General features: G+C 61.4%; 21 protein-coding genes. 7 read left to right on the forward strand and 14 right to left on the reverse strand.

Going from position 1 to position 24,649, the window contains the following annotated elements; genetic code table 11:
- Nucleotides 1-2: 2 nt before the first annotated feature.
- Complete coding sequence (gene smc, locus U0029_RS12050; RefSeq protein WP_162790334.1) at nt 3-3,533, reverse strand: chromosome segregation protein SMC; 3,531 nt, start codon at nt 3,531-3,533, stop codon at nt 3-5.
- 267 nt (nt 3,534-3,800) lie between these two features.
- Between smc and lplT the strand changes: the two genes are divergently transcribed.
- Nucleotides 3,801-5,117, forward strand: coding sequence for a lysophospholipid transporter LplT (gene lplT / locus U0029_RS12055; RefSeq protein WP_114851811.1), 1,317 nt, complete (start codon nt 3,801-3,803; stop codon nt 5,115-5,117).
- A gap of 17 nt (nt 5,118-5,134) precedes the next feature.
- On the opposite strand, the gene U0029_RS12060 is transcribed toward lplT, so the two are convergent.
- Nucleotides 5,135-5,983: a uracil-DNA glycosylase gene (locus U0029_RS12060; protein WP_114851926.1), complete on the reverse strand. Its 849-nt coding sequence runs from the start codon at nt 5,981-5,983 to the stop codon at nt 5,135-5,137.
- Nucleotides 5,983-7,254, reverse strand: coding sequence for a tRNA (adenosine(37)-N6)-threonylcarbamoyltransferase complex dimerization subunit type 1 TsaB (gene tsaB, locus U0029_RS12065; protein WP_114851810.1), 1,272 nt, complete (start codon nt 7,252-7,254; stop codon nt 5,983-5,985). Before tsaB ends, U0029_RS12060 begins: the two co-directional genes overlap by 1 nt.
- Before the next feature lie 129 nt (nt 7,255-7,383).
- Between tsaB and risA the strand changes: the two genes are divergently transcribed.
- From risA to U0029_RS12085, 4 genes are all read left to right on the forward strand, one after another.
- Nucleotides 7,384-8,118: a response regulator transcription factor RisA gene (risA, locus tag U0029_RS12070; RefSeq protein ID WP_012416750.1), complete on the forward strand. Its 735-nt coding sequence runs from the start codon at nt 7,384-7,386 to the stop codon at nt 8,116-8,118.
- A gap of 34 nt (nt 8,119-8,152) precedes the next feature.
- Nucleotides 8,153-9,547, forward strand: a complete 1,395-nt coding sequence (gene risS / locus U0029_RS12075) for a sensor histidine kinase RisS (protein WP_162790333.1) — start codon at nt 8,153-8,155, stop codon at nt 9,545-9,547.
- Nucleotides 9,548-9,609: 62 nt separating this feature from the next.
- Nucleotides 9,610-10,158 (forward strand): peroxiredoxin, encoded by a 549-nt coding sequence (locus tag U0029_RS12080; RefSeq protein ID WP_012416748.1) that lies wholly within the window; start codon nt 9,610-9,612, stop codon nt 10,156-10,158.
- A 58-nt stretch (nt 10,159-10,216) separates the two neighbouring features.
- Entirely contained in the window at nt 10,217-10,735 is a 519-nt protein-coding gene (locus tag U0029_RS12085) for a carboxymuconolactone decarboxylase family protein (protein WP_012416747.1), read from the forward strand.
- Between the two features lie 74 nt (nt 10,736-10,809).
- Here the strand turns inward: U0029_RS12085 and serB are convergent, their stop codons facing one another.
- Both serB and mfd read right to left on the reverse strand, forming a co-directional pair.
- The gene (serB, locus tag U0029_RS12090) at nt 10,810-11,667 is read right to left on the reverse strand and encodes a phosphoserine phosphatase SerB (RefSeq protein ID WP_114851808.1); all 858 of its coding nucleotides are present in this window, start codon (nt 11,665-11,667) and stop codon (nt 10,810-10,812) included.
- Nucleotides 11,668-11,692: 25 nt separating this feature from the next.
- On the reverse strand, nt 11,693-15,157 hold the full coding sequence (gene mfd, locus U0029_RS12095; protein WP_114851807.1) for a transcription-repair coupling factor: 3,465 nt from the start codon (nt 15,155-15,157) through the stop codon (nt 11,693-11,695).
- Between the two features lie 25 nt (nt 15,158-15,182).
- Between mfd and ispD the strand changes: the two genes are divergently transcribed.
- Both ispD and ispF read left to right on the forward strand, forming a co-directional pair.
- Entirely contained in the window at nt 15,183-15,869 is a 687-nt protein-coding gene (gene ispD, locus U0029_RS12100; protein WP_012416744.1) for a 2-C-methyl-D-erythritol 4-phosphate cytidylyltransferase, read from the forward strand.
- Nucleotides 15,866-16,354, forward strand: a complete 489-nt coding sequence (gene ispF / locus U0029_RS12105) for a 2-C-methyl-D-erythritol 2,4-cyclodiphosphate synthase (RefSeq protein WP_012416743.1) — start codon at nt 15,866-15,868, stop codon at nt 16,352-16,354. Before ispD ends, ispF begins: the two co-directional genes overlap by 4 nt.
- Here the strand turns inward: ispF and U0029_RS12110 are convergent.
- The 9 genes from U0029_RS12110 to nuoI all read right to left on the reverse strand — a co-directional run bounded on the left by U0029_RS12110 (nt 16,329) and on the right by nuoI (nt 24,647).
- Nucleotides 16,329-17,030: a hypothetical protein gene (locus U0029_RS12110; RefSeq protein WP_114851806.1), complete on the reverse strand. Its 702-nt coding sequence runs from the start codon at nt 17,028-17,030 to the stop codon at nt 16,329-16,331. The genes ispF and U0029_RS12110 overlap by 26 nt on opposite strands.
- Nucleotides 17,014-17,445, reverse strand: coding sequence for a glycine-rich domain-containing protein (locus tag U0029_RS12115; protein ID WP_114851805.1), 432 nt, complete (start codon nt 17,443-17,445; stop codon nt 17,014-17,016). Before U0029_RS12115 ends, U0029_RS12110 begins: the two co-directional genes overlap by 17 nt.
- A gap of 418 nt (nt 17,446-17,863) precedes the next feature.
- Entirely contained in the window at nt 17,864-18,178 is a 315-nt protein-coding gene (locus tag U0029_RS12120; RefSeq protein WP_012416740.1) for a DUF2818 family protein, read from the reverse strand.
- A complete protein-coding gene (gene nuoN / locus U0029_RS12125) occupies nt 18,175-19,662 on the reverse strand; it encodes an NADH-quinone oxidoreductase subunit NuoN (RefSeq protein WP_012416739.1) in 1,488 nt (495 codons plus the stop codon). Before nuoN ends, U0029_RS12120 begins: the two co-directional genes overlap by 4 nt.
- Before the next feature lie 9 nt (nt 19,663-19,671).
- On the reverse strand, nt 19,672-21,174 hold the full coding sequence (locus U0029_RS12130) for an NADH-quinone oxidoreductase subunit M (protein ID WP_012416738.1): 1,503 nt from the start codon (nt 21,172-21,174) through the stop codon (nt 19,672-19,674).
- On the reverse strand, nt 21,171-23,186 hold the full coding sequence (gene nuoL / locus U0029_RS12135) for an NADH-quinone oxidoreductase subunit L (protein WP_114851804.1): 2,016 nt from the start codon (nt 23,184-23,186) through the stop codon (nt 21,171-21,173). Before nuoL ends, U0029_RS12130 begins: the two co-directional genes overlap by 4 nt.
- A gap of 17 nt (nt 23,187-23,203) precedes the next feature.
- Nucleotides 23,204-23,512, reverse strand: a complete 309-nt coding sequence (nuoK, locus tag U0029_RS12140) for an NADH-quinone oxidoreductase subunit NuoK (protein ID WP_012416736.1) — start codon at nt 23,510-23,512, stop codon at nt 23,204-23,206.
- Nucleotides 23,509-24,141 (reverse strand): NADH-quinone oxidoreductase subunit J, encoded by a 633-nt coding sequence (locus tag U0029_RS12145; RefSeq protein ID WP_012416735.1) that lies wholly within the window; start codon nt 24,139-24,141, stop codon nt 23,509-23,511. The genes nuoK and U0029_RS12145 overlap by 4 nt, the downstream gene beginning before the upstream one ends.
- 17 nt (nt 24,142-24,158) lie before the next feature.
- Nucleotides 24,159-24,647 carry an NADH-quinone oxidoreductase subunit NuoI gene (gene nuoI / locus U0029_RS12150; RefSeq protein ID WP_012416734.1) on the reverse strand — a complete coding sequence of 163 codons (489 nt, stop codon included), beginning with the start codon at nt 24,645-24,647 and terminating at the stop codon, nt 24,159-24,161.
- Nucleotides 24,648-24,649 lie beyond the last annotated feature (2 nt).

Genomic DNA, 24,649 nt, shown 5'->3' on the forward strand with positions numbered 1-24,649 from the left:
GGTTATGCGGCTTCGGCGGCCATTTGGACGGCCGAGTCAATATCTACGGCAACGATACGCGAAACCCCTTGCTCTTGCATGGTAACGCCGACGAGTTGCTTGGCCATCTGCATTGCGATCTTGTTGTGCGAGATAAAAAGGAATTGCGTCTGCGCGCTCATGCTGCTGACGAGATTGGCATAACGTTCGGTATTCGCATCATCCAGCGGCGCGTCCACTTCGTCCAGCAAGCAGAACGGGGCGGGGTTGAGTTTGAACAGGGCAAACACCAGCGCCGTGGCGGTCAAGGCCTTTTCACCGCCCGACAACAGATGAATGGTGCTGTTGCGCTTGCCCGGCGGCTGCGCCATGACCTGAACACCCGCATCCAGAATTTCATCGCCCGTCATGGAGAGCTTGGCTTCGCCGCCCCCGAACAACTTGGGGAAGAGCTCGCCAAAATGGCCATTCACGGTATTGAAGGTCTCTTGCAGCAACTCGCGGGTTTCACGGTCGATCTTGCGGATCGCGTCTTCGAGCGTTTCCATCGCCATCATCAAATCCTGCTGCTGCGAATCGAGGAAGGTCTTGCGCTCTCGCGAAGTACTGAGCTCATCCAGTGCCGCCAGGTTAACCGAGCCCAGCGCGTCAATCTGCCGCGAGATACGGCCAACTTCAGACTGCAACCAAGTGGCGCGATGCCAGGTTTCGGGCATGGCCGCCAACTCCTGGGCCAGGGCCTGGCGATCCACTTCGCGGGCATTGAGCTGTTCCGTGAACTGCTCTTCAGCCAGCCGCGCGGCCTGCTCCTGCAACTGCAATTCCATGATGCGGGCACGCAAGGGTTCAAGCAGGCGCTCTTGCTGCGCGCGGTCTTCATCGGCGCCCCGCAACAAGGCGGCCAGGTTGTCCATCTCCAGGCGCGCCCGCGCAAGCGCCTCTTCTCGCTCGACGCGCTGCTCCAGCGCATCCTGCAAGCCGGCCTGGGTGGCCGATGCGTCCAGCTCGGTCAGTTCGACTTCCAACTGCTGTAACTCGGCGGCGGCACGCTGGCTTTGATCAAGCGCCAACTGACGATTGCGTTGCAAATCCGTGATGCGCACCTGGGTAGCGCGCTCAGCGAACTCGGCCTCCTGGGCGGCGCGCTCCAGTTCGCGTAATCGTGCGCGGGCGGCATCGGCGGCAGCGGCCAGGGTTTCGCCGTCCATTTCGGCATCCGCGAAACGGCCCTGATGCTCGGCCAGTTCCAGATCCAGGGCTTCGAAACGCGCCTCGGCCTCTTCGCGAGTGGCGCGCAGGTCTTCTTCCTGGGCCGACAACTCCTGCAGATCTTCGCGCAAGCGCTTGGCGCGCTCGCCCGATTGCTCAGCCTGTTGTTGCAGGCGAGAGTGCTCAAGCTGCACATCGTGCAGGCGGCGTGTGAGTTCGGCGACCCGCTGACGCGCCGGAACCAGCGCCTGCGAGGCCTGCTGCCAGGCGGCCTCGGCACGCGCCACTGCAGCACGCGCTTGGTCCGCGATAAGCTGCTGCGCTTTGATTTCACGCTGCAGATTCTCGATTTCCTGCTGCCGGGCCAACATGCCGGCCTGCTCGGAGTCAGGGGCATAGAAACGCACACCATGCGCATCGATGAGGTGGCCGGCCTTGACAACAAAGACCGCACCAGCAGGCAGGGTCGCACGGGCGCCCAAGGCCTGGGCAAAATCGTCGGCGACGTAGACAGCCCGCAACCAATCATTGAGCAGCGCGCGTAAATCGGGGGCGGTCACCCGCAACAGACTGGTCAGGGGGCTGAAGCCGGGTTCGTTGAGCGGTGCAGGCGCCGCGGGCGGGGTCTGGTAGAAGGCCAGGCGGGCGGGCGGCGCATCCGAGGCAAAGGCACGGGTCCAGTCCAGGTTGCGGACTTCCAGCGCGGCCATGCGCTCACGCAGCACGGCCTCGAGCGCGGCCTCCCAACCAGGCTCGATATGCAGTTTCTGCCACAGGCGGCCCAGACCGGCGAGTTCATGCTTGGCCAGCCAGGGCTCCAGCGCCCCCTGCTTCTGCACGTCTTCCTGCAACTTGACCAGCGCGGCCAGCCGCGCTTCCAGGCGGGCAAGGTTTTGGGCCTCTTGATGGGCCAGCCCCTGGGCTCGGCCACGCTCGGCGTCCGCTTCGGGCAGCCGCTCTTCGAGCGTGCTCAGCTCATGCTGAGCGGCCTCGAGCTGCTCTTCGCCGGCGAAACGGTCGCCAGCCAGTTGCTCCAGGCGGGTCAGATCAGGCGTATGCAGTTCGCGCATTTCCTGTTGCAGACGCTCGCGGCGCTGCTCCAGGGCCTGCAATTGACGGTCGGCATCGCGCTGCGTCTGCGCCACCAGAGCCAGGTTCTGTTCCACACGCGCCAAAGCGCTTCGCATCTCGTCGCGGCCGGCAGCGGCGTCGCGCACCCTCGCCTCAATAGCCGGCAAGCCGGCCTGCGCGTCTTCGGCGGCGGCCCGAGCCTCTTCGCTGCGGGCTGCGCCCGTGGCCAGATCTTCCTCGGCCGCGGCGATCTGCTCAGTGCAATGCTCCTGCTGGGCCACCCACTCTTCGATCTGGGCGTTGAGCTGGTCACGGCGGGTTTGCAGGCGGTTGCGCGAATCCACCACATGACGGATTTCGGCTTCAAGCCGGCTGACCTGGGCATTGGCCTCATAGAGCTGGCCCTGGGCCTGATGCACGGCATCGCTGGCGGCGTAATGCGCCTGCCGCCGCGATTCCAGGGCGGCCTCGCCCGCACGCAATTGCGCGATGGCGGCTTCCAGATTGTTCTGGGCCTGGGCTATTTCCTGGTTTTTGCGCTCACGCTCTTCGCGCGCGCCGCTTTCTTTCAAAAACCAGAGCGCGAATTGCTTTTTCTCGCCATCGGCCTGCAGGTCACGATACTGGCGGGCCACCTCGGCCTGCGCCTCAAGCTTTTCGAGCTGACTGCTCAGCTCGCGCAAAATATCTTCGACGCGGGTCAGGTTCTCGCGGGTGTCGGAAAGGCGGTTTTCGGTTTCGCGGCGGCGCTCTTTATAGCGCGACACGCCAGCGGCCTCTTCGAGAAAAACCCGCAGCTCTTCCGGGCGGGCTTCGATCAGGCGGTTGATCATGCCCTGACCGATGATGGCGTAGCCGCGCGCGCCAAGGCCCGTGCCCAGAAAAATATCGTGGATATCGCGGCGCCGGACCTGCTGATTATTGACGAAATAACTGCTGGTGCCGTCACGGGTCAGAACGCGCCGCACCGCGATTTCGGCGTAGGTGCTCCACTGGCCGGCGGCGCGGCCTTCGCTATTGTCGAACACCATTTCAACGGAAGCCCGGGCCGCCGGCTTGCGATTGCCCGAACCGTTGAAAATGACATCTTGCATCGACTCGCCGCGCAGCTCGGAGGCCTTGGCTTCGCCCAGCACCCAGCGCACCGCATCGATGATATTGGATTTGCCGCAGCCATTCGGACCCACCACACCCACCAACTGACTTGGCACGGGAATGACGGTCGGGTCAACAAAAGACTTGAAACCAGCGAGTTTGAGTTGGGTGAGGCGCACTGTTGGATGACGGACCGGGTAGGTTGAACGAGGGGCGTTGAACGGACCTGCCGCACAGATTGGCAAACCGGCCTCTTCGGCCGGTCTGGTAACGGCCGTATGATACCCCAGCCCAGGTCGCCGCGTCCCTGCCGGCCGAGCCCGGCCCAGGCAGGCGAATCCGCAACGCGCGTATCAGCGACATTGAACGCTATACTCGCTCACACATTGAATCTGACACTGAATTAAATCGTTCCGGCCTCTGGGCCAGACACAGCGGGGATATTCTTGAAACGCGGGTTTTATCTGGTCATGGCCGCCCAGGCCTTCTCTTCGATGGCAGACAATGCGCTATTCATAGCGGCGATTGCCTTGATTCTCGAACTCAACGGTCCTGACTGGATGGCGCCTTTGATGAAGTGGTCGTTCGCGCTTGCCTACGTGGTGCTGGCGGCCTTCGTCGGGGCGTTCGCGGATTCCTACCCCAAGGGCCGCGTCATGTTCGTCACCAATGCGCTGAAAGTGGCCGGCTGTCTGCTGATGTTCTCTTATGCCAGCATGGGCATCCCCGATCATTACCAGACCTATCTGGTCTGCGTCGCCTATGGTCTGGTTGGCATAGGTGCAGCGGCCTACTCACCCGCCAAGTACGGTATCGTCACCGAGATGCTGCCGCCGGCCATGCTGGTCAAGGGCAATAGCTGGATCGAAGGCTTGACGGTGCTGTCCATCATCATCGGCACGGTGCTGGGCGGCGCGCTGATTTCTCCCGCCGTCTCCCACGTGCTGCTGCACCCCCATATCGTCGGCAAACTGGTCCACACCCCCGCCGAAGCCGCCATTCTGGTCATCGCCTTTATCTATCTGCTGGCTGCCTTGTGCAACCTGCTGATTCCCGACACCCATGTCCGCTACCCGAAGCAGCAAACCAACCCCTTCAAGCTGGTGCGCGTATTTTCGGGCTATGTGGTGGTGCTGTGGCACGACAAGCTGGGCCAGATTTCCCTGGCAGTCACCACGCTGTTCTGGGGGGCAGGCGCCACCTTGCAACTCATCGTCATCGAATGGGGCCGCAGCCATCTGGGCTACCGCCTCGATCAGGCATCCATCTTGATGGGCGTGGCGGCGCTAGGCACCGTCATCGGATCGGTGGCCGCCGGCCGCATCCCGCTGCGCCGCGCACTATCCGTGCTGCCGGTAGGGGCCGGCATGGGGCTGGTGGTATTGCTCATGCCGCTGGTGTACTCGCCCTGGAGCGTCTATTTGCTGCTGCTCGTGACGGGCGCGCTGGCCGGCTTTTTCGTGGTGCCCATGAATGCCCTGCTCCAGCATCGCGGTCACGTGCTGCTGTCGGCCGGACATTCCATCGCGGTGCAGAATTTCAACGAGCAGCTCAACATCCTGCTGATGGTCGCGGTCTATACGCTGATGCTCTGGCTGGGCATGTCCATCAACACCGTGATCGTCATCTTCGGCCTGATCGTGACGATATTGATGTTGATTTTCATGCGCTGGAGCAAGCGCAATCTGAACAAACACCCAGAACTGTATGAGCAGATCGGTCAGGAAGGCCACGGCAAGGCTCTGGACACTTCCTCACATTGAGGTTTGGCCCAGACCGTCTAGGCGATCTGCCTGGCCAATTGCAAATCCTGCCAGGCCCGGGCTTTTTCAGCCGGGCTGCGCAGCAGATAAGCCGGGTGGTAACTGACCACCACCGGAATCTCACGCCCCGCTTCGGTTTTCAGCACATGCTGGCGTCCGCGCAGGCTGCTGATCGCGGCATCCGTGCCCAGCAGTGTCTGGGCAGCAAAGCGGCCAAGCACCAGAATGCGCTCGGGACGAAGCAGGGCGATCTGCCGCATCAGGTAGGGGCTGCAAGCGGCAATCTCCTCAGGTTTGGGGTTGCGATTGCCAGGCGGACGGCACTTAATGACGTTGGCAATGAATACATCCTGCTCGCGGCTCATACCGACCGACGCCAACATGGCGTCGAGCAACTGCCCCGAACGTCCCACAAAGGGCAGGCCGCGCCTGTCCTCCTGCTCGCCCGGCGCCTCGCCCACGACCATCCAGCGCGCGGCCTGAGCCCCATCACCGAACACGGCATGCTTGCGCCCCTGGCACAAACCGCAGGCCGTGCACGCAAGCACCTCCTGTTGTAGGCGAGCAAGATCGAAATCGGCCACGCGGCGCGCCGTATCGGCGCCGGCGCCAAGCGGCGCCGCAAGCTCGACGGGCACGGGCCGAGCCTGGGACGGCCGAGGCTCGCGCGGGACGGCTTCGCCTGCCCTGCCCTCGGGGGGATTGCTGACGCGCGGCGAAGCAGGCCTGGCGGGCGGCGGCGCCGCAAGACCTGAGGACTCGCCAGCCTGAGACGCGCTTTCCGGTGGGCCGCGCAACCAGGTTTTTTCGATCCCGATTTCGCGCAGCCACAGGCGCTGTAATGGATTGACGCGCGGCGCCGCCATCATGCAGCCGTTTCCGAGGACAGTGCTTGCTGCATCACCCAAGCATCCTCGCGCTTGCCCTGACCGGCAGGATAGTAATCCCGGCGCAGGCCCACACGCAGAAAGCCCAGCTTGGCATAAAAGGCCAGCGCCGCCTGATTCGACGGCCTGACCTCAAGCAACAAGGCCTGCACGCCATGCTCCCAGGCGCGCCGAGCGCTCCAGGCCAGCAAACGCCGGCCCAGGCCCGCGCGCTGACGCTGGCGCTGGACCGCGATCACGAGAATATGCGAGACATCGGGCGCATGCATCAACACGCAAAAACCCACTACCTGCCCGCCCTCCCGCAACACGCAGCAGTCGTAGCCAGCGGCCAGCGCATCCTTGAAATTCCCTTCCGTCCAGGGAAAGGCCTGCACCTGCGCCTCCAGCGCCGCCACGGCGGGCAGATCTGCGAGTGTCATACCGTCCAGGCTGATCAAATCCGAGTCCGAGGCAGGCGGCGCAACATCCGCCACGACCGCAGCAGCCAGCGCCGGCTCGGCGCGCGGATTGCCACCCTGCCCTTTTTCTCGCTCCGCTGTCGTGAAAGCGACCTTGTCGCGCACGTACAGCGGCGCGGCCAGCTCCGGGTCCACGCCTTGCGCACCGGCCCGCCCGGCCAAGCTAGCCACCTCAGTAGCCCGGGGCCGTTCAGCCGGGCTGAGCGGCCAGTCCGCAGGCGTCTGCATGAGCTCGGGGTAGGCCGCCCAAGCGTCGCCCGCCCGCAGCGGCGGGCTATCCAGACGCCAAAGCGGCATCTGATGCTTGGCCCAGGCAACCAGCTCTGTGGCGGCGATAAGAAAGGGGGGAGACAACACCTCCCAGGCCGGGCCGTCTGGGCTGGGCACGCGGCGATAGACCGCCGCGTAAACCTCATCCATGCGTGCGTCCAGCGCAACCAGCACCGCCTGGCCGTACAGCGCGCCCGCCGCCTCGGCGACAGCCATGTGCGACACCACAGGCAGCACAGGAATATCCAATCCCAAGGCCACGCCCTGGGCGACACCGCAAGCCACGCGCAGCCCGGTAAAGCCGCCCGGCCCCTGACCAAAAGCCACAGCGCTCAGATCAGCGGGACGCAGACCGGCGTCGTCGAGGAGTCGCTGCGCCATCGGCAACAGCCGCTCGGCGTGCTCCTGAGCCCCCTCGTGTTCAAGAACATTCAGGTGCTCCACGCCGCCGCGCCGCGTGAGCAAAGCCACGCCGCAGCGAGAGGAAGATGTTTCAAAGGCGAGCAGGTTTAGATCCATAGTGCTAATTGTACGAAATTGGCCCCGAACATCCGGGTTGTAAGAGGGATTTCAACCGTAAGGCGCAATGTGTAATATCTTGTGAGCGCCTACTAGTCGGTGCTTCTCGTCACTGTTACATTTCGGGCCATGAACACGCAAAACACCGCCCCCATCCGCAAGATACTGGTCGTCGATGATGATCCCCGACTCCGTGATCTTCTGCGTCGCTATTTGTCGGAACAAGGGTTCAATGTCTTCGTCGCCGAGGATGCCAAGGAAATGGGCAAACTCTGGCAGCGCGAGCACTTTGACCTGCTGGTTCTTGACCTGATGCTGCCGGGCGAAGACGGCCTGTCGATCTGCCGTCGCCTGCGTGGCGGCCACGACAACACGCCCATCATCATGCTGACAGCAAAGGCCGAGGAAATCGACCGCATCGTCGGCCTTGAAATGGGTGCAGATGATTACCTCTCCAAGCCCTTCAATCCGCGCGAATTGCTGGCCCGCATCAATGCGATCCTGCGCCGCCGCGGCACCGAAGAGCACCCGGGTGCGCCAAGCCAGGAAAACGAGTCGATCGCCTTTGGCCCCTATGTGCTGAACCTGTCGACCCGCACCCTGACGCGCAACAGCGAGCAAGTGCCCATCACGACCGGCGAGTTTTCGGTACTGAAGGTTTTTGCCCGCCATCCCAAAATCCCGCTCTCGCGCGACAAGCTGATGGAATTGGCTCGCGGCCGTGAGTACGAAGCCTTCGACCGCAGCCTGGACGTGCAGATCTCGCGTCTGCGCAAACTGATCGAACCCAACCCGTCCAAGCCTGTTTTCATCCAGACCGTATGGGGCCTGGGCTATGTCTTCGTACCGGATGGCGGCAACTGATTCAGCAGACCGCACTAGGCAGGAGCAAGGCCTGGTGCCCCATCTGAGAAAAAACCTGAAGCAGCTCACCTCGGGGTTGCGCCTCGGCTTGTTCGGGCGCACCTTTTTGCTCTTGGCCGCGCTCATGCTCGTAAGCCTGGTGGCCTGGCTGCAAGTCTTTTTCAGTATGGAGCTGGGGCCACGGGCTAACCAGATGGCGCAACGCGTCATTACGGCAGTCAATATCACCCGCACCGCGCTGATCTACTCCCAGGCCGACGAGCGCAGCAAACTGCTGCTCGACCTTGCCACCAACGAAGGCATTCAGGTCTATCCGCGAGAAATCACGGATTTCACCCAACCCCTGCCCGATGACGACTACTGGCAACGGGTGGCGCAGCACATCCGCAGCCGCTTCGGCGCAGAGACACAGATCGCCTGGAGCGTAAACCAGGTGCCGGGTTTCTGGGTGAGTTTCCGCATCGACCAGGATTTGTACTGGCTGGTTTTCGAGCGCGAGCAGATCGGCCTGACGGGCGGCATCGAATGGCTGGGCTGGGGCGCCACCGCTTTGCTGCTCTCTCTGGTAGGCGCGGCGGTCAGTGTGGGCTTCGTCAACCGGCCGCTATCGAGGCTGGCGCGCGCAGCGCAGGTGCTGTCGCGCGGCGAAACCCCGGCGCCGCTGCCCGAACAGGGCCCGCGGGAGATCCGCGACCTAAACGCCTCCTTCAACCGCATGGCGAAAGACCTGCGCCAGGCCGAGGCTGACCGGGAGTTGATGCTGGCGGGCATATCACACGATTTGCGCACCCCTCTGGCGCGTATGCGTCTGGAAATCGAAATGAGCGGCGTGACTGAAGACGCACGCCAAGCCATTGACGATGACCTGGGCCAGATCGATCACAGCATCGGGCAACTGATGGAGTACGCAAGGCCAGCGGGCACACTGCCCCAACTGGCGACGGACATCTCCTCCGTCCTGTCAGAACTGTATGAAAGAGAGCGCAGCCATACCGCCTCGCTCGGCGGAGAGCTGGAAGCCCGCATCGAACCGGGTCTGCGCGCCCGCATCACGGCATTGGATCTGAAGCGCATCGTCGGCAACCTGATCGAAAACGCGCGCCGCTACGGCCGCTCGACCGACGGCATGGCGCATCTCGTCATGACCGTGCAATCGGAAGGCAATATGCTGGCCATCGAAGTATCGGATCGCGGCCCGGGCATCGCACCCGAAGAGGTGGAACGCCTGTTACGCCCATTTTCGCGGGGCGAGGCTGCCCGGACTGGCGTCAGCGGCGCGGGGCTCGGTCTGGCAATTGTCGAACGCCTGCTCAAACACGTCGGCGGCTCACTCAAAATGCTGCCCCGGCACGGCGGCGGGCTCATTGCCAGGATAGAGTTACCCAAAGTCAAGTTTAGGAATTATCAATTAGACACGGAAAATCAATAGCGTAGAATTAGTGGTTTGAGGCTTCGGTCTCACCTCCACCAACAACTTACTGGGAGCAGCACATGAAAACTGTTGGCGACAAACTCGAGTCTTTCAAGGTCACCGGCGTCAAGCCCGGCTTTAACCACCACGAAGAAAACGGCGTTTCGGCGTTCGAAGAAATCACCGAAAGCTCGTTCCCCGGCAAGTGGAAAGTCATCTATTTCTACCCGAAGGACTTCACCTTCGTGTGCCCGACCGAAATCGTCGGTTTCAACAAGCTGGCCAAGGACTTCGAAGATCGCGACGCCGTTCTGCTGGGCGGTTCGAGCGACAACGAATTCGTCAAGCTGGCCTGGCGCCGTGAGCACCCGGACCTCAACAAGCTGGGTCACTATCAGTTCGGCGACACCACCGGCGCCCTGATCGACCAACTGGGCGTGCGTGAAAAGGGTGCTGGCGTTGCGCTGCGCGCCACCTTCATCGTCGACCCGGACAACACCATTCAGCACGTTTCGGTGAACAACCTGAACGTCGGCCGCAACCCTGAAGAAGTGCTGCGTCTGCTGGACGGTCTGCAAACGGACGAACTCTGCCCGTGCAACCGCACGGTCGGTGGCGATACGCTGTAATGTTCCAGGGGCCCGGCTCGTCCGGGCCTTTTCTTCACCCAGAATATAGGTAAAAACTATGGAATTCCTTTCTTCGATCAAAGAGCAGTTGCCGGATTGGGCCAAAGACATCCGCCTGAATCTGGATAGCGTCATTGCGCGTTCCACCCTGCCCCAGGAAGATGCACTGGGCGCGGCGCTGGCTGCGGCCTACGCGTCGGGCAATGCATTCCTGATCAAGGCCTTTCAGGGCGCGCTGCCGGAAACTGACGCCAACGCCGCGTTGACCGCTGCCGCGCTCATGGGGATGAACAACACCTGGTATCCCTACGTAGAAATGACCGGTGACGCCCAACTCAAGAGCCTGCCGGCGCAACTGCGCATGAACGCCTATGCGACACATGGCGGCGTAGACAAAAAACGCTTCGAACTGTTCGCGCTGGTGGCATCGATTGTCGGCAAATGCCACTTCTGCGTGCAGTCGCACTACGAAAATCTCAAGAAGGACGGCCTGACGACGGAGCAACTGCGCGACGCCGGCCGCATCGCTTCGGTCGTGAATGCCGCTGCGCTGGCCCTCGCCGCGCAAGGCAAGTAAGCACAGGCCCAATCAGGGCCTTCACGCTCGAGCAAGCGGCGATACGCCGCTTGCTTTTTTTATCTGTGGCCGGCTCAGCGCTCGAACCAGTTCAAAACGCCGTCCAGGCCACTGACGTTGAGCGCATAGGCGGTCTGTTGACGAACGATCGGTTTGGCATGATAGGCGACCGCAAAACGCGCGCGCGCCAACATCAGCAAATCGTTGGCCCCGTCTCCCAGAGCGATGGTCTGTTCCACGGTCGCGCCATGCGCGGCGGTGAAGGCCTCGAGGTGGCGGGCCTTGGCCGCGCCGTCGAGAATGTCGCCCAATACCTGGCCGGTCAATTTGCCATCAGCATCTATTTCCAGCGTATTGGCGTAGGCGCTATCGAGCTTGAGACGCTTGCGCAAACGCTCGGTGAAAAACGTAAAGCCCCCCGAAACCAACAGGGTCTTGATGCCAGCCGCCTGTGCGCAGGCCAATAGTTGTTCGGCGCCAGGATTGAGGCACAAGCGTTCTTCATAGACGCGCTCGAGCACGCTTGCCGGCGTGCCCTGCAACAGGGCGACCCGGCGACGCAGGCTTTCGGAGAAGTCTTTGATTTCGCCGCGCATGGCGGCTTCGGTAATCTGAGCCACCTGCTCACCGATACCGGCGCAAGCCGCAATCTCATCGATGCACTCGATATTGATGAGCGTGGAGTCCATATCCATCGCCAACACCTTGCAGCTCGACAGAGCCAGACCCGCCGGCACGAACGCGGCATCGACCGCATGCCCCTCGGCCCACTTACGCACCTCGGCGCGCGTGGCCTCGTCATCCTCGACGTTGAGCAAACGCGCAGCGGTGGCGCTGATGCGGGCGATGCCATCGGCCTGCGCCAGGGCAGCCAGTTGTTCGGCATGGTGGGCGGTCAGGCCCGGCGATTGAATGATGAGATTGGTGCTCATGGATAGGCGAAAAAAAGGTAGCCGATTATTTTAAGGCGCGCAGCACGGCACGCACCGCGTCAAAGCGTGCGCTGGTCTGCGGCGCAGTGATTTCGATACGCAGCTTATCCTGGCCCGACAGCTTGATGTGACGCTGCTTTTGCACCAGTTCGATGATGCGCAGGGGGTCCACCGCCGCCTTGGCGCCGAATTGCAGCAAAGCCTGAGCTTCGCTGACATCGATCTTGACGATACCTAGCGGCTCGCCCATCAGGCGCAAGCGGTGAGTCATGAGCAAAGTCTGGGCTGCCTCGGGCAGTTTGCCGAATCGGTCGATGAGCTCTTCCTGGATACGGATCAGATCGTCCTCATCCTGGGCATGCGACAGGCGTTTATAGATGGCCAGACGGCCGTGAACATCGGGGCAGTAATCCGATGGCAGCAACGCTGGTGCATGCAGATTGACTTCGCAAGCCAGGTTAAAGGGCGCATCCAGATCAGGCTCTTCACCCGACTTGAGAGCGCGCACGGCTTCGCTCAGCATCTCGTTGTACATCGAGAAACCGACCTCCTGGATATTGCCAGATTGCGAATCGCCCAGGATCTCGCCGGTGCCGCGGATTTCAAGGTCATGCATGGCCAGATAGAAACCCGACCCCAGCTCCTCCATCGCCTGGATGGCCTCCAGCCGCTTTTTGGCGTTGGCGGTGATTGCATCTTCGCCCGGCGTGAGCAAGTAGGCATAGGCCTGATGATGAGAGCGGCCCACGCGGCCGCGCAACTGATGCAACTGGGCCAGACCGAAACGGTCAGCACGATGAATCACGATGGTATTGGCGCTGGGCACATCGATACCGGTTTCGATGATAGTGGTGCACAACAGCACGTTATAGCGCTGCTGATAAAAGCCCTTCATCACCTGCTCTAGCTCGCGCTCTGGCATCTGACCGTGGGCCACGCCTATGCGAGCCTCGGGCACCAGCTCTTCGAGACGTGCCCGCCGGTTGTGGATGGTCTCGACTTCGTTATGCAGGAAATACGCCTGCCCTCCCCGCTTGAGCTCACGCAACAAGGCTTCGCGTATGGTGCTGCCATCCTCGCGCCGCACAAAGGTCTTGATGGCCAGGCGCTTTTGCGGGGCCGTGGCGATGACCGAAAAATCGCGTATGCCCTCGAGCGACATGCCCAGCGTGCGCGGGATGGGCGTGGCTGTCAGGGTGAGCACATCGACCTCGGCCCGCAAGGCCTTCAAGGCCTCTTTCTGGCGCACGCCGAAACGGTGCTCCTCATCGATGATGACCAGCCCCAGACGCTTGAAGCGCACCTCTTTGGAGAGAATCTTGTGCGTGCCGATCACGATATCCACGCGGCCATCATTGATGCCCTCGACGGCTGCGGCCACTTCTTTGGCGGAGCGAAAGCGCGACAGTTCCACCACGCGCACTGGCCAATCGGCGAAACGGTCGGAAAAGGTCTGCGCATGCTGCTCCGCCAACAGCGTGGTCGGGCATAGCAAGGCAACCTGTTTGCCATTGGCCACCGCCAGGAAAGCCGCACGCAAAGCCACCTCGGTTTTGCCAAAGCCCACGTCGCCGCAGACCAGGCGATCCATCGGCTTACCCGAGGTCATATCCATGATGACAGCCTGGATAGCCGCGGATTGATCGACGGTTTCCTCGAAACCAAAGCCCTCGGCAAAAGACTCGTAATCCGAGAGGGGCAGATTGAAGGCATAGCCTTCACGCGCCGCGCGTTGCGCGTACAACGCCAACAGTTCGGCAGCCGTGTCACGCACCTGTTTGGCGGCCTTCTTGCGGGCCTTGTCCCATTGCCCGGAGCCAAGCTGATGCAAAGGCGCAGCCTCGGGATCAGCGCCGCTATAGCGGGCGATCACATGAAGCTGCGATACCGGGACATAGAGCGTGGCGCCGCTGGCGTATTCCAGATGAAGAAACTCCATCTCGCCCTCGCCCATGTCCATATTGATCAGGCCATGATAACGGCCGATACCGTGCTGAGCATGAACGACGGGATCGCCTTCGCGCAGCTCGGCCAGATCCCGCACCATGGCCTCGACATTGCTGGCCCCTTCCTGGGCGCGCTTGCCCCGGCGCCGGCTGCCCCCATTGCCCGGGTAAAGATCGTTTTCGGTAAGAAAAACCAGGCCGTTCTCGGCCAGGCCGAAACCCGCCGCCATAGGCGCGATGGTCAGGCCAAACGAGGCTGACGAGGCGAGAAAGGCTCCGATGGTGTCCGTTTGCTCCGCCGGCGCGAGATTCTGTTCGGCCAGCATCTGAAACAAGGTTTCGCGCCGCCCGGCCGAATCGGCGCACAACAGCACACGCGCCCCCGAGCGGCCCACCAAAGCCCGCAGTTTGCCAACCGGATCATCGGCGCGGCGCGCGACGGCCACGTCCGGCGCGACGCGAAAATCGGGGTGCGGTGAGTCGCCCGTCAGGGCCAGGCGAGCAAAGCCCCGGAAACCTTCGTACAGGCCGTCACGGCTCAGAAATAGCGCCTCGGGCGGCAGCACCGGCCGCTCGCGACCGCTTTTCAGAAAGCTATAGCGGCTGGCCGTATCCTGAGAAAAACGCTGGATGGCATCATCGATATTGCCCAGCGTGACGGTCAGGGTGGCACTATTCAGATAATCGAACAGCGTCGCAGTCTGTTCAAAAAACAAGGGCAGGTAGTACTCGACGCCCGCGAAGGCGATGCCATTGCCAATATCTTTATACGGCAGGGCGCGGGACGGGTCGCCCTCGAACACTTCTCGGAAACGCGCACGGAAAAGCGTGCGTGCGGACTCGTCCATGGGAAACTCGCGCCCGGGCAGCAGACGCACCTCACCGACGGGATAGAGGCTGCGCTGCGTATCGACGTCGAACGCGCGTATAGACTCGATTTCGTCATCGAACATATCGAGCCGGTAAGGCAAGGCGGAGCCCATGGGAAACAGATCGATGAGCCCGCCCCTCAGGCAGAACTCGCCGGGCGCCGTGACCTGCGTGACGTGGTTGTAATTGGCCAGCGTCAATTGCGTGCGCAGGGCCTGTTCATCGAGCTTGTCGCGCTGGCGGAACGAAAAGGTATAAGCCGCCAGAAAAGACGGCGGCGGCAGACGGTACAAAGCCGTGGTGACCGGAACCGTGAGGATATCGACGGACTGCGTCATGAGCGCATGCAGCGTATGCAGGCGCTCGGAGATCAAGTCCTGGTGCGGTGAAAATGCATCGTAAGGCAGGGTCTCCCAATCGGGTAACTGCCGCACGCGCAATTCGGGCGCAAACAGGGGAATTTCATCTGCCAAACGCTGTGCATGGACCGGATCGGCCGTCAGCACAACAATGGGTTTGCCTGCCCGCCGGGCCAGATCGGCCAACAACCAGCCATCGCCAGAACCGGGCGGGCAAGATTGGACATAGCGCGTGCCGGGCTTCAGGGCGGCCAGGGTGGAAGCGATCGAGGGAAGTTGTATGTCCACTGCTAGGGAAGTCGATGAGTCAGGCATTACCGGGAAATTATAAAATCTCCTGATGAAGTCCGAACCCCTTATCGCAATTGTGCCCGCGGCCGGTGTAGGCAGCCGCGCCAGTCAACCTGGCCAGGAGGCGGTACCCAAGCAGTATCGCACGCTCAACGGCCAACCCATGTTGCGCCGGGCCGTGCTGGCGCTGCTGGCCGACGCACGCATTGGCCAGGTGCGCGTGGCGGTCAGCGCCGGCGACGATTGGGCCGCCGAGGCCCTGCGCGGACTGCCTCGCACCCTGTGGCGTCCCTGCGGCGGCCCGACACGAGCCGATACCGTTGCCGCCGCCCTGGATGATGCGGCGCTAGCCCCCGAGACCTGGGTGCTCGTGCACGACGCGGCGCGCCCCGGCTTGCCGGCCGATGCGCTTGCACGCCTGATAGACGGCTGCCTGGACGATGCGGTCGGCGGCCTGCTGGCCCTGCCGGTGGCCGACACCGTGAAATCCGGCGCGGCGCGCGTGCGCGCCACCCTAGACCGCGACGGTCTGTGGCTGGCGCAGACCCCTCAGATGTTCCGTGCAGGCATGCTGCGCCACGCCTTGCAGACGGCCCGCGAACAGGGTCTGCCCGTAACCGATGAGGCTTCCGCCATCGAGGCGCAAGGGCTGTCACCTCGCCTGATCGGAGGCTCGGCACGCAACTTCAAAGTGACCTGGCCCGACGATTTTGCATTGATGGAGAAATGGCTATGACAATTCCTTTTCGCGTGGGACAGGGCTTTGATGTCCACGCCCTGGTGACGGGCCGCCCGCTGATCATCGGCGGCGTGCGTATCGAGCACAGCCACGGCCTGCTCGGCCATTCCGATGCCGATGTGCTGCTGCATGCCGTCACGGACGCCATCCTGGGTGCTGCCGGCCTGGGTGATATCGGGCGCCACTTTCCAGACACCGATCCGCGCTTTAAAGGCGCGGATAGCCGGGTGCTGCTGCGCGAGGCCATGGCAAGAGTGGATGCCGCCGGCTGGCAGGTAGTCAATGTGGACGCCACGGTACATGCCCAGGCTCCCAAGATCGGCCCGCATGCGCCGGCCATGGTCGCCAATATTGCGGCCGATCTAGGCATTGCTCATGACCTGGTCAACATCAAGGCCAAGACCAATGAAGGACTGGGCTATCTGGGGCGCAAAGAAGGCATTGCCGCTACGGTGGTTACCTTGTTGGCGCGCCAGGCTTAAGCCGGGTCTGTGCGAGGCCTTGCAGCCTATGCCAGCGCCAGCTCAATCCTGCCGCAACAAGCAGCAGCAAAGCGCTGTGGCCTAAGAGATAGACAGCCACCGCGGTCTGGCCGCTTTCGGCCAGACCATGCAGCAGCAAGCCCCAGCCCAACAACAGTGTCAAACCGTAAATGGCCTGCGGCAGCAAGGTGTCGCCGATGGCGCGCAACTGCCCCAGCCACAAGGCCAGACGCAGCGTCCAGGCGCATTGGACGGCAGCTCCGCTCGCCTCATGCAGGCTCAGTAAGGCGGTATTGACGACCAGCAAAGCCGCAGCAAGCAGGTAAAGCCAGGCGGCCTGCCAGGCGCCCAATCGCTCAAAACGCGCTGCCCAAACCACGGTCAGGGCAGCCGTGACAAGCAGAGTAAGAAAGGCCAGCCCTAAGGCCAGGCCCAACACCGCGCGACAGACCCGCTGGCTATCCCGCCCCGCGATAAGATTGCCTGCTGCCGCCAGACTCAGCACTGCTATTGTCGCGGGCGGGGCCAGTGTGGCAATCAGATAGGCGCTTGCCGCCAGTACTTGCGTATCTTTATGCGCCGCCAGCGCGAAGATGGCGCTCGCACCGACAAAGGGTACAAAGCGATTGCGTACAAAAGCGGGAAAGTCGCGCCGGAAGTCATGCCAGTAGCTCACGGCATTTCCCCCAAATTGCAGGAATCCGGTAGCCGAACTCCAGCACATGAAGCTTCTGAGTGAATGCAAAAGCGTCGTTGAGGTTCTGCTGGTCAGCCTCACCTCGAGTACCAAAGTAGGGATCGTGATGAAAATACGTACCGAATATTTTTTCAGAATCAAAAAAATACGATTTAGTATCTAAAATATGATGGTGCCAAATCTCATCAATCTCCATAGAAGGAACGAGCCGCCTATCTCGGTGATGGTATTTCTTACTTAAATAAAGGAAGTTTTTGTATAGCGCTAGTCCTAAATGCGCCTCGCTTACGGTCCAAGTTCTGCGCAACAACAGATCCTCGGAACAGATTTTCTTGCGAATATTGGCCAGATCCATCTGGATAATGTGCTGTCTTGCAGAGGCCATATCGGGCATCGGCCGATCAGCATTTTTTTTCTCGTTCTTGAAATCCTGTCATGGTGACTCGTTTTCGCGGCCACCTTTTATGGTGGCCGCCAACTACCTGATCACCACTCGCCTCCTCCACGGCAGTGCCTGGGAACAGCGTCGCTTACCACTTCAAGCAAGCGCTTCATATCAACCTCTAGAAATTCGAGGCCCAGGATCTCCATGTCTAGCTGATTGGTTTGCATGACTTGCCTCCATTAACAGCAGCCGACTTGGCTACCGAGTACGCATAGTGAGACTTTTGTAGACAAGAACATGCTCTGCTCGAATTCAATCAGACAGGCGTACTCATGCTGCCCTCAAGCAGATGGCAGCCGCCTCTGCGCCAATATGTAAAAACCCCCGAAAGCCAGGACGGCGTTCGGGGGTTTACATGATTTTGCCCTCAAGCCGGGCGTGAGCGTTTGCGCAAAAACAGATAGCGGTAGACAAAGCCGGGATAGGCCAACACCAGATAGAGGCTTAGGGTGATGGCGTAAAACTCCCAGGTCTGTGCAAAGGGATTGCCCAACGCGGACTCGAAGGCGCGGCCAGCCAGTCCGACAATCAAGTAATAGACCAGTAGTTCCAGAAAACGGATAGCAACGGTCTTGCCGCCCTTGAGCGCGAACACCGCGAACACCCTGTCCGTCAGGAAGGGCAGATTCGCGCTGACAACAGCCAGCGCGATCAACAACCAGACGGCGAGAGACTGACTCATAAGCCAGCGAACGAGGTCTTGATGACCTGCACGCACAGCGCCATCAAGCCGCCAGGCAAAATGCCCAGGATGAGAATCAGCGCGCCATTGACCGACAGCAGGCCACGCTGCACGCAGGTGGCGGACAGCGGCGCGTCCTCGGCGACCGGCTCGTCAAAGTAAACCACTTTGACGACTCGCAGATAGTAGAACGCACCGATCAGCGAGAACAACACCGCGACCACGGCCAGCGCCACATGACCCGACTCGATGACCGCCTGGAGAATGGCCAGCTTGGCGTAGAAACCCACCAGCGGCGGGATGCCGGCCAGCGAGAACATCAGCAGCAGGACAATCAAGGCATGCCAGGGGCTGCGGCGGTTCAGACCCTTGAGATCGTCAATCTGTTCGCACTCAAAACCCTGGCGCGAGAGCAACAGCACGATGCCAAAGCTGGCCAGCGTGGTCAGCACATAGGTGATCATGTAGAACAAGGACGCGCCATAGGCGGCGGACGCGGCTTCCGCCTTGCCGACGACCACACCCGAGGCCAAGCCCAGGAGCACAAAGCCCATGTGCGAAATGGTCGAGTAGGCCAACATGCGCTTGAAGTTGGTCTGGACGATGGCGGTCAGATTACCGATGGCCAGCGACAGCACCGCCAGAATCATCAGCATGGACTGCCAGTCCGCAGCCAGACCGTGCAGGCCATCGACCAGCAGACGCAGCGTCATGGCGAAGGCCGCCAGCTTGGGCGCGCCGCCCAGAATCAGCGTCACGGCCGTGGGCGAGCCCTGATAAACGTCAGGCACCCACATATGGAAGGGCACGGCGCCCAGCTTGAAGGCCAGACCGGCGACCAGGAAGACGATGCCGAAAACCAGAGGCAGTTCCTTGGCCTGACCGGACCCGATCACGCGGGAGATTTCAGCCAGATCCAGATGGCCGGTGGAACCGTACACCATGGACATGCCGTAGAGCAGGAAGCCGGAAGCCAGCGCGCCGAGCACGAAGTACTTCATGGCGGCTTCGGTGGCCACGACATCATCACGGCGCAGGGCGATCAGGGCGTAGAGCGCCAGCGACATCAGCTCTAGGCCGAGGTAGACCGACACCAGGCTGCCCGCCGAGATCATGACCATCTGGCCCAACAGCGCCAGCAGGGTCAGAACGTAGAGCTCGCCGCCGCGCAGCATGTCACGCGATTGGGCGTAGACACGGCCATAGATAAGCGTGACCGCCACGGCGATATACGACGTGATCTTCAGCAGATGCGAGAACGAGTCCGTCACATACATGCCGTTGAAGGTCTTGCCGGACACGCCGTTGCTCCATTGGAACAGCGACACCACGGTCAGAATGGCCAGAGTGGCCAGCGACAGCACATAGGTGGTCTTGCGATCCGGATGGCTGCTTACCGCGTCGATGAGCAGCACGGCCAGCGCCAGCACCAGCAATAGGATCTCTGGTGTGGCCAAAGCGAAATCGATGTGGGATTGCATCATTGTCTTGTCTTACAGTTTCGAGACGGCAACGTGTTGCAGCAGGGCCTCAACCGAGACGTGCATCACGTCGGTAAAGGGCTTGGGATAGATCCCCATGTACAACACGGCGATCGCCATGACACCGAGAATCCAGAACTCACGGCGGTTCAGATCGGACATTTCACTAACGTGCGGGTTGGTGATGTCACCAAAGACCACGCGCTTGACCATCCAGAGCGAATACGAAGCCCCCAGAATCAGCGCGGTCGCGGCAAGCAGACCGACCCAGAAGTTGTGTTCGACGGCGCCCATGATGACCATGAATTCGCCCACGAAACCGCTGGTGGCCGGCAGACCGCTGTTGGCCATCGAGAAGAGCACGAAGAAGGTCGCGAAACGCGGCATCACGTTGACCACGCCACCATAATCGGCGATGCGGCGGCTGTGCATGCGGTCATAAAGCACGCCAATACACAGGAACATGGCGCCAGACACGAAACCGTGGGAGATCATCTGCACGATGGCGCCTTCGACGCCGGCCGTGTTGAAGATAAAGAAACCCAGGGTAACGAAACCCATGTGGGCGACCGAGGAGTAGGCCACCAGCTTCTTCATGTCTTCTTGAACGATCGCCACCAGACCGATATAGATCACCGCGATGAGCGACAGCGCGATCATCAGGCCCGACAGGCTGTGCGAGGCATCGGGTGCGATCGGCAGCGAGAAGCGCAGAAACCCGTAGGCGCCCAGCTTGAGCATGATGGCGGCCAGCACCACCGAACCGCCCGTGGGCGCTTCGACGTGGGCATCGGGCAGCCAGGTATGCACCGGCCACATCGGCACCTTGACCGCAAAGGCCGCCAGCAGCGCGATGAAGATCAGGATCTGCGGCGTGTAGCCCAGCTTGGTTTGCTGCCAGGTCAGGATGTCGAACGAACCGCCCGACACATTCCAGAGATAGACAAACGCAACCAGGGTCAAGAGCGAACCCATCAGCGTGTAGAGGAAGAACTTGAACGCTGCGTAAACGCGGTTCGGTCCGCCCCACACGCCCACGATGATGTACATCGGGATCAGGGTCGCTTCAAAGAACACATAAAACAGCAGGCCATCGAGCGCGCTGAACACGCCGACCATCAGCCCCGAGAGAATCAGGAAGGCGGCCATGTACTGCGGCACGCGGTTGGTGATGACTTCCCAGCCCGCCGCCACCACGATGATGGTGATGAAAGCCGTCAGCAGCACAAACCAGACGGAAATGCCGTCGACGCCGAGGTGATAGTTGACGTTGAAGGACTCGATCCACGAGGCCTTCTCGACAAACTGCATCGCGGCGGTGGTTTTGTCGAAACCGGTATAGAGAGGAATGGTGACCAGGAAGCCAGCGACCGCGCCGATCAGCGACAGCCCCCGCGTCAGGCAGGGACGGTCGTCCCGGCCGAGCGCCAGCACCAGCAGACCGAATACGATCGGGACAAAGATCGCAAGCGTGAGCCAGGGGAAATTGTTGGATGCCATTTCGCTTGCCATCATTGGGGAATCAGCACAAAGAAAGTCACCAGCGCCATGATGCCGATGATCATCGCGAACGCGTAGTGATAGATGTAACCCGACTGGAAGTGGCGGCTGACCGCGGCCACCCAACCCACGACGCGGGCACTGCCATTGACCAGCAGGCCGTCGATCAGGCGGCGGTCACCGGTTTGCCAAAGGCCCTGGCCCAGGCAACGCACACCGCGAGCGATGATCTTCTCGTTGATCCAGTCCACGTAGTACTTGTTGGCCAGAAGAGTATGCAGGCCGGACAGGCTGTGAGCGACCTTGGCCGGAACGGCGGGATTGATCAGATAGCAATACCAGGCCGTGACAGCGCCAGCGACCACCAGCCAGAACGGCAGCGTCTGAACCGCATGCAGGCCGAAGGCGACCCAGCCGTGCCATTCTGCTTGCAGCTCATGCATGGCGGGATGCTGAGGCAGAACCTTGATCACGCCATCGAAGAACTTGCCGAACAGCATGGGCTCGGCAGCCCAGGCGCCGACCAGCACCGAGGGAATGGCCAGCAGCACCAGCGGCAGCGTGACAACCCAGGGCGATTCATGCGGCTTTCCGCCGTGGCCGTGGCCATGATGACCATCCGGCTCATCGCTGACGTCATGCTCATCGTGCGTCGGATAACGCTCATTGCCATGGAAGACCAGGAAGTACAGGCGGAACGAGTAGAGCGAGGTGATGAATACACCAATCAGGGTGGCGTAGTAGGCGAAGCCCGCGCCCCAGACATTGGCGGCTGCGGCGGCTTCGATGATGTTCTCTTTCGAGTAGAAGCCCGAAAAGAACGGCGTGCCGACCAGCGCCAGCGTACCCAGCAGGAAGGTGATCCAGGTGATGGGCATGTATTTGCGCAGGCCGCCCATATGACGGATGTCCTGGTTGTGGTGCATGCCGATGATGACCGAACCCGCACCCAGGAAGAGCAGCGCTTTGAAGAAGGCGTGCGTCATCAGGTGGAACACAGCGACCGAATAGGCCGAAGCGCCCAGCGCAACCGTCATATAACCCAGTTGGGACAGCGTCGAATAGGCAATGACGCGCTTGATGTCGTGCTGAATGATGCCCAGCACGCCCAGGAACAGCGCACCGATGGAGCCGATCACGATGATGAAGGACAGTGCGACATCCGACAGTTCGAACAGCGGCGAGAAGCGCGCAACCATGAAGATCCCTGCCGTCACCATGGTGGCGGCGTGAATCAGGGCCGAGATCGGGGTCGGGCCTTCCATCGAGTCGGGCAGCCAAGCGTGCAGCGGAACCTGCGCCGACTTACCCATTGCGCCGATGAACAGGCAAATACACGCCACGGTCAGCAAGGCCCAGTCGCTGCCCGGCAATTGCATGCCGGCCAGTTTATCGGCCTGGGCGAACACCTCGCCGTAGTGCATGGTGCCGGCATAGGCGAACAACAGGCCGATGCCCAGCACAAAGCCGAAGTCACCGACGCGATTGATCAGGAAGGCCTTCATATTGGCGAAAATCGCCGTCGGGCGGGTGTACCAGAAACCGATCAGCAGATAGGAGACCAGGCCCACGGCTTCCCAGCCGAAGAAGAGCTGCACCATGTTGTTCGACATCACCAGCATCAGCATGGAGAAGGTGAACAGCGAGATGTAGGAGAAAAAGCGTTGATAGCCCGGATCATCGGACATGTAGCCAATGGTGTAGATGTGCACCATCAGCGAAACCGAGGTCACCACGACCATCATCATGGCCGAAAGCGAGTCGATCAAAAAGCCGATTTCCAGCTTGGTGTTGCCGATCAGGGTCCAGGTGTAGACCGCGCCGTCAAAGGTGTGACCGTCGAGCACGTCACGCAGCACGAACAGAGATCCGATGGCGGAGAACGCCACGAACAGAATCGTGATGCAGTGGGCAGCGCGGCGGCCAACCGGACGCCCCAGGAACCCGGTGCCAAACAGGCCGGCCACGATCGCGCCAGCCAGTGGGGCCAGCGCGATAAGCAAATAGAGATTGGGTGAGCTAGACATTTTCTTCCAATACCCCGTCAGCCCTTCAGGCGATCGAGATCGTCAACGTTGATCGTGTTCAGGTTGCGGAACAGCAGCACCAGGATCGCCAGACCGATGGCGGCCTCGGCGGCGGCCACGGTCAGGATGAAGAACACGAACACCTGGCCGGCGGTGTCGCCGAACCAGCTGGAGAACGCCACGAAGTTCATGTTGACGGCCAAGAGCATCAGCTCGATGGACATCAGCAGAATGATCAGATTGCGGCGATTGAGGAAAATGCCAAAGATGCCGATGGCGAATAGGATCGCCCCGAGAATCAGGTAATGGGCCAGGGTAATGGTCATTGTTTTTCTCCTTGCTCGGCGGCAGTGCCCTGGGCGCGCTCGCTCTGGGCCTGCATCTTGACCATGCGGAAGCGATCCTTGGCGCGGACGCGGACGGCGGCGGCCGGATCGTTGTACTTGGCATCGCGGCGACGGCGCAGCGTCAGTGCAATCGCGGCAACCATGCCGACCAGCAGCAGCGCGGCGCCGACTTCGACGCCGAATACGTATTGCGTGTACATGGCTTCGCCCAGTGCGCGAGCGTTGTTGTAGTCGCCAGCCATCACGACTTGCGGACCGGCGTCGCCCCAGGTCGTGAACAGCACGAAGCCCATTTCGACCACCATGATGCCACCGATGATCAGGCCCAGCGGCAGGTAGGTCTTCAGGCCGTGGCGCAGATGGTCGATGCGGATATCGAGCATCATCACGACAAACAGGAAGAGCACCATCACGGCGCCCACATAGACCAGCACCAGCAATAGCGCCAGGAACTCGGCGCCCAACAACATCCACAGCATGGCCGCGTTGGCGAATGCCAGGATGAGGTGCAGAACAGCCGTCACGGGGCTACGCGCGGTGATGACGCGAAACGCCGCCACCACCAGAACGAAGGCCAGTAAGTAGAACAGGACAGAAGTAAAAGTCATGGATCAGACCCTGGCGATCAACGGTAAGGAGCGTCTTCGGCCCGGCGTTGGGCGATATCGGCTTCGTAGCGGTCGCCAACGGCGAGCAGCATGTCTTTGGTGAAATACAGATCGCCGCGCTTTTCGCCGTGGTACTCGTGAATATGCGTTTCCACGATGGAGTCCACCGGGCAGCTTTCTTCACAGAAGCCGCAGAAAATGCACTTGGTCAGATCGATGTCATAACGCGTGGTGCGGCGGGTGCCGTCCTCGCGCTGATCCGACTCGATCGTGATGGCCAGCGCAGGGCAGACCGCTTCACAGAGTTTGCAGGCGATACAGCGCTCTTCCCCGTTGGGGTAGCGGCGCAATGCGTGCAGGCCACGGAAACGCGGCGAAGCCGGCGTTTTCTCCGTGGGGTAGCGCAAGGTCATCTTGCGCTTGAAAAAGTACTTGCCCGTCAGGCGCATGCCCTTGAACAACTCGGTCAGCAGCAGGCTGCCGAAAAAATCCTTGATCGCTTCCATAT

The sequence above is a fragment of the Bordetella avium genome, from assembly GCF_034424645.1.
GTDB lineage: Bacteria > Pseudomonadota > Gammaproteobacteria > Burkholderiales > Burkholderiaceae_B > Bordetella > Bordetella avium.

Bases quoted from the DNA above. Each gene is read 5' to 3' on its own strand.
- nuoK (WP_012416736.1), bottom strand. From the start codon at position 23,512: ATGACCATTACCCTGGCCCATTACCTGATTCTCGGGGCGATCCTATTC.
- mfd (WP_114851807.1), bottom strand. From the start codon at position 15,157: ATGCCTGACTCATCGACTTCCCTAGCAGTGGACATACAACTTCCCTCG.
- tsaB (WP_114851810.1), bottom strand. From the start codon at position 7,254: ATGGATCTAAACCTGCTCGCCTTTGAAACATCTTCCTCTCGCTGCGGC.
- nuoL (WP_114851804.1), bottom strand. From the start codon at position 23,186: ATGTCTAGCTCACCCAATCTCTATTTGCTTATCGCGCTGGCCCCACTG.
- nuoN (WP_012416739.1), bottom strand. From the start codon at position 19,662: ATGATGCAATCCCACATCGATTTCGCTTTGGCCACACCAGAGATCCTA.
- U0029_RS12085 (WP_012416747.1), top strand. From the start codon at position 10,217: ATGGAATTCCTTTCTTCGATCAAAGAGCAGTTGCCGGATTGGGCCAAA.
- serB (WP_114851808.1), bottom strand. From the start codon at position 11,667: ATGAGCACCAATCTCATCATTCAATCGCCGGGCCTGACCGCCCACCAT.
- ispF (WP_012416743.1), top strand. From the start codon at position 15,866: ATGACAATTCCTTTTCGCGTGGGACAGGGCTTTGATGTCCACGCCCTG.
- U0029_RS12120 (WP_012416740.1), bottom strand. From the start codon at position 18,178: ATGAGTCAGTCTCTCGCCGTCTGGTTGTTGATCGCGCTGGCTGTTGTC.
- U0029_RS12080 (WP_012416748.1), top strand. From the start codon at position 9,610: ATGAAAACTGTTGGCGACAAACTCGAGTCTTTCAAGGTCACCGGCGTC.
- U0029_RS12145 (WP_012416735.1), bottom strand. From the start codon at position 24,141: ATGACTTTTACTTCTGTCCTGTTCTACTTACTGGCCTTCGTTCTGGTG.
- risA (WP_012416750.1), top strand. From the start codon at position 7,384: ATGAACACGCAAAACACCGCCCCCATCCGCAAGATACTGGTCGTCGAT.
- ispD (WP_012416744.1), top strand. From the start codon at position 15,183: ATGAAGTCCGAACCCCTTATCGCAATTGTGCCCGCGGCCGGTGTAGGC.
- U0029_RS12115 (WP_114851805.1), bottom strand. From the start codon at position 17,445: ATGCCCGATATGGCCTCTGCAAGACAGCACATTATCCAGATGGATCTG.
- nuoI (WP_012416734.1), bottom strand. From the start codon at position 24,647: ATGGAAGCGATCAAGGATTTTTTCGGCAGCCTGCTGCTGACCGAGTTG.
- U0029_RS12060 (WP_114851926.1), bottom strand. From the start codon at position 5,983: ATGGCGGCGCCGCGCGTCAATCCATTACAGCGCCTGTGGCTGCGCGAA.
- U0029_RS12130 (WP_012416738.1), bottom strand. From the start codon at position 21,174: ATGATGGCAAGCGAAATGGCATCCAACAATTTCCCCTGGCTCACGCTT.